Below are 11,216 nucleotides of genomic sequence, written 5' to 3'. Positions count from 1 at the left end.
TAATTTGAAATAGGGACTAACTTTTAGTACGTTACATAAATGTAAATAAACGGCAATTCACATTGCCGAAACCGTGCGGTATATCGCACAATAACCCCAGATTTCACAGCAAAGATCCTCACAATGAGCAAATCATTACAGAAACCCACGATTTTGAAAGTGGAAACCGTCGCCCAATCCCGGCTGTTTAAGGTCGAAAGCGTGGACCTTGAGTTCAGCAATGGTGTACGCCGCGTTTATGAACGTATGCGTCCATCCACGCGTGAAGCGGTAATGATTGTGCCGATTGTTGACGACCATCTGATCCTTATTCGCGAGTACGCGGTCGGGACGGAGTCCTACGAACTGGGTTTTTCCAAGGGATTAATCGATCCTGGCGAAAGCGTGTTTGAGGCGGCGAATCGGGAGCTGAAAGAAGAGGTGGGGTTTGGCGCAAAAGATCTGACGTTTTTAAAGAAACTTAGCATGGCGCCATCTTATTTCTCCAGCAAGATGAACATCGTGGTGGCAGAGGACTTATATCCTGAATCGCTGGAGGGTGATGAACCCGAGCCATTACCGCAGGTGCGCTGGCCGCTGGCGCATTTGATGGACCTGCTGGAAGATCCTGATTTTCATGAAGCACGTAATGTCAGTGCGCTGTTCCTCGTCCGTGAATGGCTGAAAGGGCAGGGACGGCTTTAATTACGATTGCCAACTGATACCTTATCCAGCCTACAAAATTCCGGAAGATCAAATAATTGTACCGAAATTGTAGGCCGGATAAGCGAAGCGCCATCCGGCAATCGATCAGAACAGTTCGTGTGTCTCACCATTATCGATAATGGTTGTCCCTACCTCGTGTACCGCCTGCTGCGTTGGCTGAGTACCTTCAATGAAATACTCTGCACGGCTGTTACCGCCGCTCGCCAGTTGACCGGTACTGCGATCGATATTGACCGTCACGATACCCGGCGGTGGCGTCAGCGGCTGTTCAGGCACACCTTCCAGCACGGATTTCATGTAAGCATCCCATGCAGGCTGCGCACTCTTCGCACCGCCTTCGTAGCCGGAGATTTGGTCTTTGATCGCGCCGGAAGCCGTTGTATGACCAAGGTTGCGGCGATGGTCATCAAAGCCGATCCATACCGACGTTACTACCCCTGGTCCGTAACCGGAGAACCACGCATCTTTAGAGCTGTTGGTGGTCCCGGTTTTCCCACCGATATCATGGCGCTGTAAATCGCGACCTGCGCGCCAACCGGTTCCCATCCAGCCTGGTTCACCAAAGATATTGGTGTTCAGCGCGCTTTTAATCAGGAAGGCCAGCGGCGTGTTGATCACGTGCGGAGCGTACTCCTGTGTGCCGCTTTGCGCGACCAGAGCCTGGTTTGCCTGCTCAAGTTGCGGCATAGGCACGGCGGCATTCTGCTGTTCTTGCGAGACGGCGACATCTTCTACGTTACTGTTTTCCAGCACATTAGATTTCTGGGTATCGCCATATATCACCGGAATATCGCATTCCGGGCAGGCAATTTTCGGCTTCGCTTCGAAGATAACGCCGCCCATATCGCTTTCAATCTTACTGATGAAATACGGATCGACCAGGAAGCCGCCATTAGACATCACCGCGTAACCGCGCGCCACCTGCAACGGCGTGAACGAAGCCGAACCCAGCGCCAGTGACTCGGTATGCACAATGTTCTGTGCCGGGAAACCGAAACGTTGCAGATACTCTGCCGCGTAATCCACGCCCATAGCGCGCATGGCGCGTACCATCACTACGTTTTTCGACTGACCCAGCCCCTGACGTAAGCGGATAGGACCGGCGTACTGCGGCGGGGAGTTCTTCGGCTGCCAGTCAGAACCAGCACCGGCATCCCAGCGGGAGATTGGCACGTCGTTGAGCATGCTCGCCAGCGTCAGACCTTTATCCATCGCGGCGGTATACAGGAATGGCTTGATGTTGGAGCCCACCTGGCGTAGCGCCTGGGTTGCACGGTTAAACTTGCTCTGGTTGAAGTCAAAACCACCAACCAGCGCCAGCACCGCGCCGTTTTGCGGATTGATGGAGACCAGGGCGGAGTTGACGTCCGGCACTTGCGCCAGCCACCAGGCATCTCCCACCTGGCGTACCCAGATTTGCTGGCCAGTCTGTACTACGTCAGTCACTTTACGCGGCGTTGGGCCTTGTTGAGTATCCGAACGGTAAGGACGCGCCCAGCGCATACCATCCATGCGTAATGACACTGACGTACCATCCGCCAGCGCGGCAATGGCTTCCTGCGGATTGGCGCTGGTAACAACCGCCGGCAGCAGGGGGCCATAAGTCGGCAGCGCTTTCAGCGTATCGGTAATTTTCTTGCTGTCCCAACTGCTTTCGCCCACTTTCCACAGCACGTTTGACGGGCCGCGGTAGCCGTGGCGCATGTCGTAATCCATCACGTTGTTACGTACTGCCTGCTGAGCCGCCTGCTGTACTTTGCGCGTAATGGTGGTGGTGATGCGATACCCGTCTTCATAGGCTTTCTCGCCATAACGGTTATACATCTCCTGGCGCACCATCTCAGACAGATACGGTGCAGAGAAAGCGATTTCCGGCGCATGGTAGTTGGCATCAATGGCCTCGCCGCGCGCCTGATCGTACTGGGCCTGTGTGATGTAGTTTTCGCTCAACATACGCGACAGTACAACGTTACGTCGCGCGGTTGCACGGTCCATCGAATAGAGCGGGTTGAAGGTTGACGGCGCTTTTGGCAGACCGGCAATCACCGCAATTTCACTTAAGCTGAGCTGATCAACCGTTTTACCGAAATAGACCTGCGCGGCAGCACCCACGCCATAGGCGCGATACCCCAGATAGATCTTGTTCAGATACAGTTCGAGGATCTCATCTTTACTCAGCAGTTGTTCAATGCGGATTGCCAGGAACACTTCCTTGATCTTACGCATCAGCGTACGTTCCGGGCTCAGGAAGAAGTTTCTCGCCAACTGTTGGGTAATGGTACTCGCCCCTTGCGACGCGTGACCGGAGAACAGCGCGACGCTTGCCGCACGGAAGATCCCCACCGGGTCTACCCCGTGGTGCTCATAAAAGCGGCTGTCTTCTGTGGCGATAAAGGCTTTGAGCATTACCGGCGGCATCTGATCCAGCGTGACCGGGATTCGACGTTTCTCGCCATATTGCGCGATCAGCTCGCCGTCAGCGCTGTAAACCTGCATCGGGATCTGTAAACGCACATCTTTGAGCGTCGCGACGTCAGGCAATTGCGGCTCGATATAGCGATAGAGGCCATAAATCGAGCCTGCTCCCAGCAGGATGCAACATACTGCAAGGATTAATAAATACTTTACGAACTTCACTGGAGATTTCCCATTTAGTGGCATTTGGGCAGTTTATAAACAAACGCGCGGTAGTATAAAGGCAAGCCAGACGCATTGATATACCCGTTAAAGCGACGGGTGATAAGGAGATCATCAGCAATGGCTTTCAATATCTGGAAAATTGGTCTGCATATTCAGCAACATGAAGCGCTGGCTGTCGCTATCGTTCGCGACGCATCCGGTTGGTATCTGCAACGCTGGTGGCGTATACCGCTGACGCCTCAGGCTATCGTCGATGGCCACATTCGCGAGCCTGAACAGCTGGTCGCCGCGCTGCTGCCGTGGAGCCGGGAGCTTCCTCGCCGACACCATATTCATCTCTCTTTTCCCGCCAACAGGACGTTACAAAAAAAGTTTCCTCGTCCGACAATGACGTTACGCGAGCCAGAGCAAACCGCATGGTTGTCTGGTTCGATGGCGCGTGAACTGGATATGGCGCCGGATGCGCTGTATTTTGATTATAGCGAAGACACGTTGAGCCCGGCGTTTAACGTCACTGCTGCGCAAAGCAAAGAGATTTCAGCGCTTCTGACGCTTATCCAAACCCTGAAGGTGCAGGTTACGGCGATTACACCGGATGCCAGCGCGTTACAGCGATTTATTCCCTTCTTGCCAGAGCATCAGCAGTGTCTGGTATGGCGTGATGACGCCCAGTGGTTATGGGCGACCCGTTCGGCATGGGGACGTAAATCAACGGGCGATATTGGCAGTATCGATGAGCTTGCCACGACATTATCTCTGCCCACGACAGCCATTGCGCAATGCTCCCCTGGCGGCTTCGATCCTTTGAGCGCCGTGTCTGTACGCCAGCCGCCCATTCCAACGCAAAGTCATCACTTCGCCATTGCGCTGGGACTCGCTATGGGAGGCGCGTACCGATGATAGCGACCATTAATCTTCTGCCCTGGCGTCAGACTCGGCGTTACGCTTGCCTGCGCTTCTGGGGCATCTTATTTAGCGCTTCGCTACTGCTTAGTATTGGCGTGTTGTTGCGCTATTACAGCGTGTTGAGTGTAGAAAATCGGGCTGAATTGTTGCTGGCAGATGCCGAAAAAACGCGTGTCGAGGCCTTAATGGCGCTAAAGCCGCGTATGCAGCAGCGCCAGCAACGATGGCAACAGGCACAGGCACGGAACAAACAGCGTGAGCAGACCCGAAGCTGGCAGTCGGTTTTGCAAGAGCTGGCGGAATTACTGCCTGAGCAGGCGTGGTTAACAAAAATGACCTGGCAGCAGGACGCGCTGGAACTGACGGGAAACACGCTGAACTTTGCCGCGCTGAAGACTCTGGAAGCGCAATTACGCCAGCAGCCATTATTTCAGTTGAGCAGCCCCGGTGAAACGCAGCAGGATGCGCAGGGACGATGGCAATTCCACTATCGACTGACACGGAGCGGTGCGCATGATAACGCTCTGTGATGTCTGGTTAGCGCAGTCGCCGCGCTTTCGACTCATCTGCTGGTGCGGCTGGATGTTGGGGCTACTCATACTGGTGACGTTATGTCTTTATCCCGTAGCGCGGGAGCGGACGATGCAACGCGAGACGCTGGTCCAGCAACGTGCAGCTATTCAGATGCAATGGCGAGATGTCTATCTGCTGGCGGCATCAACAGCAGAGCCGGAAGAGAAACTGACCCTGTTCTCTCCACTACTGTTTCAGACTTCACTTACTCGTCTTATCCACTGGCAACCCTCTGCGCAAGGCGGAGAGATGGCGCTGATATCGGCCTGGGATGCTATCCCGCAGACGTTTGTCCAGTTGGCGGATCAGGGGATGAGCGTCAGCCGATTTTCGCTTAGCGCAGAAGACACGGAGCTGCTGCTAACGCTACAGCTGGAGCGCCTGAATGACGGTTGAACGCTGGCTGTTGGCATGTATGAGCGTACTGATGCTCACCGGTATGCGTAATCCCTTCCTGCCGCCGGAGGACCGTTGCCAAATTGCTGAGCTGTCGACATGGCGTTTTCAGGGCATGGTGAGCCAGGGCACGCGACCCATCGGCATCGTTCAGGATAGCCAGAAAAAATGGCGGCGGGTTAAGCCAAATGACGTCCTGAAAAACGGTTGGACGATTACGCAGATAACGGCCCAGAACATAACCCTCGGCACAGAAAAAAACTGCGAACCGCCGCGGTGGCAGTGGCAACGACAAGGAGCGGTAAATGAAGCGATGGATAGCGTGGATAGTAATAGCGCTGGCGGTCGGGATAACGAGCGCACTGGCGACGAAACCGCAAAACGTGACGCTGGTGGTTGATGATGTGCCGGTTACGCAAGTATTGCAGGCGCTGGCTGAACAGGAACAGAAAAACCTGGTGGTTTCGCCAGATGTCAGCGGTGTGCTGTCGCTGCATTTGACGGATGTCCCCTGGAAGCAGGCATTGCAGACGGTGGTAAAAAGTGCCGGACTGGTATTACGCCAGGAGGGAAACATCCTGCATGTACATTCTGTTCAATGGCAGAGTGAAAATGCGGCCCGCCAGGACAATGAACAGGCGCGGATTCAGGCTAGTATGCCGCTGGAGCAGCGCAGCATTATTTTGCACTATGCCGATGCTGCCGAGCTGGCAAAAGCAGGAGAAAAGCTGCTCAGTGCCAAGGGAAGCATGACGGTGGATAAACGGACCAACCGCTTACTGCTGCGTGATAATAGCGTTGCGCTTAACACCCTGGAAAAGTGGGTATCGCAAATGGATTTGCCGGTTGCCCAGGTCGAACTGGCGGCGCATATCGTGACTATTAATGAAAAAAGTTTGCGCGAGCTGGGAGTGAAGTGGTCGCTGGCTGACGCACAACACTCGGGGGCGGTTGGGAATGTCACGACGCTCGCCAGCGACCTTTCTGTAGCCACCGCCACATCCCGTGTGGGATTTAACATTGGCCGTATTAACGGTCGTTTACTGGAACTGGAGTTGTCTGCGCTGGAGCAAAAACAGCAGTTGGATATCATCGCCAGTCCACGATTACTGGCATCTCACCTGCAACCTGCCAGTATTAAGCAGGGCAGTGAGATCCCTTATCAGGTCTCCAGCGGTGAAAGCGGTGCGACATCCGTCGAGTTCAAGGAAGCGGTACTGGGGATGGAGGTAACACCAACGGTGTTGCAGAAAGGGAGAATCAGGCTGAAACTGCATATCAGCCAGAATGTTCCCGGACAGGTTCTACAGCAGGCAGATGGCGAAGTGCTGGCTATCGACAAGCAGGAGATTGAAACGCAGGTCGAGGTAAAAAGCGGCGAGACGATTGCGCTTGGCGGGATTTTTTCACATAAGAATAAATCCGCAGCCGACAGCGTGCCGCTATTAGGCGACATTCCCTGGCTTGGCTCTCTTTTTCGCCATGATGGTAAAGAAGACGAACGGCGCGAATTAGTGGTCTTTATTACGCCCAGACTGGTTTCAACGGAATAACTTATGCATGAAAAGCCGTTGTTTTTGCACTGAACACGTTTCAGGGATTTGACGTGAGGGTGTATTTAGCATACAAGGAGTACCGATTTGAGCGTCGGTACTTTTCTTTACTTATGCGGCAGTGAATACGCTTTGCCTTTCCGGTGGTGTGCCATAGGCTTATTGGGTGTCATTTGACTGCGCGATACGTCGCCAGGTCTGATGTTTGCAGGGTAGCATGCCTGCCACGACCAGAAATGCGTTAGGTTTGGTGATTTATTCAGTTGCCAAACCCGCTTGAGTATTGAGATAATTTTCAGTCTGACTCTCGCAATATCTTATGAGGTTTCAGTTCATGTCCTGCTGCGCTGGGTGTCTGCGAAGCGGGTTTACCATTAACGAATAGTCTTAGTAGTACCGAAAAAATGGCAGAGAAACGCAATATCTTTCTGGTTGGGCCTATGGGTGCCGGAAAAAGCACTATTGGGCGCCAGTTAGCTCAACAACTCAATATGGAATTTTACGATTCTGATCAAGAGATTGAGAAACGAACCGGAGCTGATGTGGGCTGGGTCTTCGATGTAGAAGGTGAAGACGGCTTCCGTGATCGCGAAGAAAAAGTCATCAACGAGTTGACGGAAAAACAGGGTATTGTGCTGGCAACTGGCGGTGGCTCTGTAAAATCACGTGAAACACGTAACCGTCTTTCCGCGCGTGGCGTCGTGGTCTATCTTGAAACGACAATTGAAAAACAACTTGCACGTACTCAACGTGACAAGAAACGCCCGCTGCTGCAGGTAGAATCACCGCCTCGTGAAGTTCTGGAAGCGTTGGCTGACGAACGCAATCCTCTGTACGAAGAGATTGCTGACGTGACCATTCGCACCGACGATCAGAGCGCAAAAGTCGTAGCAAACCAGATTATTCATATGTTGGAAAGCAACTAATTCTGGCTGAATACACACTCGTCTGCGGGTACAAGTAACTAAGGTGGATGTCGCGTAATGGAGAGGATCACAGTCACTCTCGGGGAACGTAGTTACCCTATCACCATCGCGGCTGGTTTGTTCAATGAGCCAGCTTCATTCTTACCGCTGAAATCGGGCGATCAGGTTATGTTGGTGACCAACGAAACCCTGGCTCCCCTTTATCTCGATAAGGTTCGCGGCGTACTTGAACAGGCGGGTGTTAACGTTGATAGCGTTATCCTTCCCGATGGCGAGCAGTATAAAAGCCTGACGGTTCTGGATACGGTTTTCACCGCGTTACTGCAAAAACCGCACGGTCGTGATACCACGTTAGTTGCCCTTGGCGGCGGCGTGATTGGCGATCTGACCGGTTTTGCGGCAGCCAGCTATCAACGTGGTGTTCGTTTTATTCAAGTCCCGACAACTCTGTTGTCGCAGGTCGACTCCTCCGTTGGCGGCAAAACCGCCGTAAACCATCCCCTCGGTAAAAACATGATTGGCGCGTTTTACCAACCGGCATCCGTGGTGGTGGATCTCGATTGTCTGAAAACGCTTCCTGCGCGTGAGCTGGCATCGGGGCTGGCGGAAGTGATCAAATACGGCATCATTCTTGACGGTGAATTTTTCAGCTGGCTGGAAGACAATCTGGATGCGTTACTGCGTCTGGATGGTCCGGCAATGGCGTACTGTATCCGTCGTTGTTGTGAGCTTAAAGCAGAAGTTGTCGCAGCAGACGAGCGTGAAATGGGCTTACGTGCTTTACTGAATCTGGGACACACGTTTGGCCATGCGATCGAAGCTGAAATGGGTTATGGCAATTGGTTACATGGTGAAGCAGTCGCAGCAGGTATGGTAATGGCTGCCCGTACGTCAGAACGTTTGGGTCAGTTCACCTCCGCTGATACGCAGCGCATCATTACGCTGTTACAGCGAGCTGGCTTACCGGTGAATGGGCCGCGTGAAATGTCCACCGAGGCTTATCTGCCGCACATGCTGCGAGATAAAAAAGTGTTAGCGGGAGAGATTCGTTTGGTGCTTCCGCGAGCGATAGGGAAGAGTGAAGTGCGCGGCGGAGTGTCGCACGAGGTGGTTCTTAACGCTATTGCTGATTGCCAGCAGGCGTAACAACAAGAAAGGTCAGGCTTACGTTGCGAAACGTAGGTCTTTTAGCTTCAGGTTATGTGCAAAGTCGTAAGCATTAACCTTTGAGTGGGGTGTTAAATGGATGAATTCAAACCAGAAGACGAGCTGAAACCCGATCCCAGCGATCGTCGTACTGGTCGTTCTCGTCAATCGTCTGAACGCGATAATGAGCCGCAAATCAATTTTGATGATGTTGATCTGGATGCTGACGATCGCCGTCCTGCACGTGCACGCAAAGAGCGTGAAGAAGAGCAGGACATTGAAGAAGAGTATGAATCTGATGACGATGCCGTGGATGAAGAGCGTGTAGAACGTCGTCCGCGCAAGCGTAAGAAAGCCGCCAGCAAACCTGCCTCCCGCCAATACATGATGATGGGTGTGGGTGTTCTGGTACTGCTGCTGCTGATTATCGGCATTGGTTCTGCGCTGAAAGCCCCCTCATCTTCTTCCAATGAGCAGGCAGCATCTGGTGAGAAGAGCATCGATCTTTCTGGCAGCAATGCAACGGATCAGACGAGCGCAACGACACCTGCAACGGGCACTGAGCAGACCGCTGGCAATACCCAGCAGGATGTTTCCCTGCCACCGATTTCCTCTACCCCGACTCAAGGTCAGGCACCTGCGGCAACCGAAGGCCAGCAGCGTGTTGAAGTGCAGGGCAATTTGAACAATGCTCTGACACAACCACAGGGTCAGGAGCAGGTTAACAACGCAGTGGTTAACTCTACGCTGCCGACCGAACCTGCGACCGTTGCGCCGATGCGTAATGGTAATGCTGCGCGCCAGACGGCGAAAACGGAAACGACTGAGCGTCCTGCTGCTACGCGCCAGGAACGTAAACAGGCCGTTATTGAGCCGAAGAGCAAACCGCAAACTACGGTGAAAGCGACGCCGACAGAGCCGAAACCTGTTGCTCAGGCAAAACCAACCGTAACTGCTACCGCGCCGACCACCACAACTAAAGCACCTGTGGTAACCGCTACGCCGAAAGCGACCGCTGAGCCGAAAGCAACTGCGACGCCAACGCAGACCGCAACGCCTGCGCCAACGGCGACAGCAACAACGACAACGCCTGTTGCTGGTGGAGCGAAAAGTGCAGGTAATGTTGGAGCGTTAAAATCTGCGCCGTCCAGCCATTACACGTTGCAGCTCAGCAGTTCTTCTAACTACGACAACCTGAACGGTTGGGCGAAGAAAGAAAACCTGAAGAACTACGTGGTGTACCAGACGACGCGTAACGGTCAACCGTGGTATGTTCTGGTGACAGGCGTGTATGCGTCTAAAGAAGATGCGAAACGTGCAGTGTCTACGTTACCCGCTGATATTCAGGCGAAAAACCCGTGGGCAAAACCGCTGCATCAGGTTCAGGCCGATTTGAAGTAAGATAGGATATGTTCTGCAATGGTTTGATGTTTCGCCCAATTGCGGGACAAAGACTAAAGCGCAGGATGCTGTCGGAGCTTTCTCCACAGCCGGAGAAGGTGTAATTAGTTAGTCAGCATGAAAAAAAATCGCGCTTTTTTGAAATGGGCAGGGGGGAAATACCCCCTGCTTGATGATATCAAACGGCATTTACCTCAGGGTGAGTGCCTGATTGAACCTTTCGTGGGTGCCGGGTCGGTGTTTCTCAACACCGACTTTTCTCGTTATATTCTTGCCGATATCAACAGCGACCTTATCAGTCTCTATAACATCGTGAAGACGCGTACCGATGAGTATGTGCAGGCTTCGCGTGAGCTGTTTATGCCTGAAACCAATCAGGCTGAGGTGTACTATCGGTTCAGAGAAGAATTTAATGCCAGCGAGGATCCGTTCCGCAGAGCAGTGCTGTTCTTGTATCTGAACCGCTTTGGTTACAACGGATTGTGCCGTTATAACCTGCGCGGCGAGTTTAACGTCCCGTTTGGGCGTTATAAAAAACCTTACTTCCCGGAAGCCGAGTTGTACCATTTTGCTGAGAAAGCGCAGAATGCGGAGTTCCATTGCCTTTCCTATGAAGAGTGCATGGACCGTGCGGATAGCAACTCTGTGGTCTATTGTGACCCGCCTTATGCACCACTTTCGGCGACGGCAAATTTCACTGCGTATCACACCAACAGCTTTAGCCCGAAAGAGCAGGCGCATTTGGCCGAGATGGCAGAAAAGCTGGTCAGTAAGCAGATCCCGGTGTTAATTTCGAACCACGATACGCCCGATACCCGTGAATGGTACCGAGCGGCGAAACATTTTCAGGTCAAAGTGCGGCGCAGCATAAGCAGCAATGGCGGCACGCGTAAAAAGGTGAACGAACTGCTGGCACTGTATAAACCAGGAGTTGTAACGCCTGCGAAGAAATAAATCTCAAGGAGAAGCG

11 protein-coding genes are annotated in these 11,216 nt (G+C 53.1%); 10 read left to right on the top strand and 1 reads right to left on the bottom strand.

Going from position 1 to position 11,216, the window contains the following annotated elements; all coding sequences use genetic code 11:
* The first annotated feature begins 123 nt into the window (after window positions 1-123).
* Window positions 124-684, top strand: coding sequence for an ADP compounds hydrolase NudE (gene nudE / locus OGX86_RS13275; RefSeq protein ID WP_003827667.1), 561 nt, complete (start codon window positions 124-126; stop codon window positions 682-684).
* A 105-nt stretch (window positions 685-789) separates the two neighbouring features.
* Here nudE and mrcA read toward each other — a convergent pair whose 3' ends face one another.
* Window positions 790-3,342, bottom strand: a complete 2,553-nt coding sequence (gene mrcA / locus OGX86_RS13270; protein WP_048227408.1) for a peptidoglycan glycosyltransferase/peptidoglycan DD-transpeptidase MrcA — start codon at window positions 3,340-3,342, stop codon at window positions 790-792.
* A gap of 120 nt (window positions 3,343-3,462) precedes the next feature.
* Between mrcA and OGX86_RS13265 the strand changes: the two genes are divergently transcribed.
* The 9 genes from OGX86_RS13265 (at window position 3,463) to dam (ending at window position 11,200) form a co-directional block, all read left to right on the top strand.
* Complete coding sequence (locus OGX86_RS13265; protein ID WP_128316732.1) at window positions 3,463-4,245, top strand: type IV pilus biogenesis protein PilM; 783 nt, start codon at window positions 3,463-3,465, stop codon at window positions 4,243-4,245.
* Window positions 4,242-4,781: a PilN domain-containing protein gene (locus OGX86_RS13260; RefSeq protein ID WP_128316733.1), complete on the top strand. Its 540-nt coding sequence runs from the start codon at window positions 4,242-4,244 to the stop codon at window positions 4,779-4,781. Before OGX86_RS13265 ends, OGX86_RS13260 begins: the two co-directional genes overlap by 4 nt.
* Window positions 4,765-5,220, top strand: coding sequence for a HofO family protein (locus OGX86_RS13255; RefSeq protein ID WP_008786324.1), 456 nt, complete (start codon window positions 4,765-4,767; stop codon window positions 5,218-5,220). Before OGX86_RS13260 ends, OGX86_RS13255 begins: the two co-directional genes overlap by 17 nt.
* On the top strand, window positions 5,210-5,620 hold the full coding sequence (locus OGX86_RS13250; RefSeq protein WP_128316734.1) for a HofP DNA utilization family protein: 411 nt from the start codon (window positions 5,210-5,212) through the stop codon (window positions 5,618-5,620). The genes OGX86_RS13255 and OGX86_RS13250 overlap by 11 nt, the downstream gene beginning before the upstream one ends.
* On the top strand, window positions 5,526-6,773 hold the full coding sequence (gene hofQ, locus OGX86_RS13245) for a DNA uptake porin HofQ (RefSeq protein WP_128316735.1): 1,248 nt from the start codon (window positions 5,526-5,528) through the stop codon (window positions 6,771-6,773). Before OGX86_RS13250 ends, hofQ begins: the two co-directional genes overlap by 95 nt.
* A 404-nt stretch (window positions 6,774-7,177) precedes the next feature.
* Entirely contained in the window at window positions 7,178-7,699 is a 522-nt protein-coding gene (gene aroK, locus OGX86_RS13240; protein ID WP_003023552.1) for a shikimate kinase AroK, read from the top strand.
* A gap of 57 nt (window positions 7,700-7,756) precedes the next feature.
* Window positions 7,757-8,845, top strand: a complete 1,089-nt coding sequence (aroB, locus tag OGX86_RS13235; protein ID WP_003827681.1) for a 3-dehydroquinate synthase — start codon at window positions 7,757-7,759, stop codon at window positions 8,843-8,845.
* Between the two features lie 96 nt (window positions 8,846-8,941).
* Window positions 8,942-10,246: a cell division protein DamX gene (damX, locus tag OGX86_RS13230; RefSeq protein ID WP_128316736.1), complete on the top strand. Its 1,305-nt coding sequence runs from the start codon at window positions 8,942-8,944 to the stop codon at window positions 10,244-10,246.
* A 117-nt stretch (window positions 10,247-10,363) separates the two neighbouring features.
* Window positions 10,364-11,200: an adenine-specific DNA-methyltransferase gene (gene dam, locus OGX86_RS13225; protein WP_048215408.1), complete on the top strand. Its 837-nt coding sequence runs from the start codon at window positions 10,364-10,366 to the stop codon at window positions 11,198-11,200.
* Window positions 11,201-11,216 lie beyond the last annotated feature (16 nt).

It is taken from the genome of Citrobacter sp. Cpo040 (assembly GCF_030332915.1).
GTDB classification, from domain to species: Bacteria; Pseudomonadota; Gammaproteobacteria; order Enterobacterales; family Enterobacteriaceae; genus Citrobacter; species Citrobacter portucalensis.
This window is presented reverse-complemented; position numbering and strand designations above follow the sequence as displayed.

What these genes read in the sequence shown, in the direction of transcription:
- aroK (WP_003023552.1), top strand. Translation starts at nt 7,178, where the DNA reads ATGGCAGAGAAACGCAATATCTTTCTGGTTGGGCCTATGGGTGCCGGA.
- aroB (WP_003827681.1), top strand. Translation starts at nt 7,757, where the DNA reads ATGGAGAGGATCACAGTCACTCTCGGGGAACGTAGTTACCCTATCACC.
- damX (WP_128316736.1), top strand. Translation starts at nt 8,942, where the DNA reads ATGGATGAATTCAAACCAGAAGACGAGCTGAAACCCGATCCCAGCGAT.
- nudE (WP_003827667.1), top strand. Translation starts at nt 124, where the DNA reads ATGAGCAAATCATTACAGAAACCCACGATTTTGAAAGTGGAAACCGTC.
- dam (WP_048215408.1), top strand. Translation starts at nt 10,364, where the DNA reads ATGAAAAAAAATCGCGCTTTTTTGAAATGGGCAGGGGGGAAATACCCC.
- OGX86_RS13250 (WP_128316734.1), top strand. Translation starts at nt 5,210, where the DNA reads ATGACGGTTGAACGCTGGCTGTTGGCATGTATGAGCGTACTGATGCTC.
- OGX86_RS13255 (WP_008786324.1), top strand. Translation starts at nt 4,765, where the DNA reads ATGATAACGCTCTGTGATGTCTGGTTAGCGCAGTCGCCGCGCTTTCGA.
- OGX86_RS13260 (WP_128316733.1), top strand. Translation starts at nt 4,242, where the DNA reads ATGATAGCGACCATTAATCTTCTGCCCTGGCGTCAGACTCGGCGTTAC.
- OGX86_RS13265 (WP_128316732.1), top strand. Translation starts at nt 3,463, where the DNA reads ATGGCTTTCAATATCTGGAAAATTGGTCTGCATATTCAGCAACATGAA.
- hofQ (WP_128316735.1), top strand. Translation starts at nt 5,526, where the DNA reads ATGAAGCGATGGATAGCGTGGATAGTAATAGCGCTGGCGGTCGGGATA.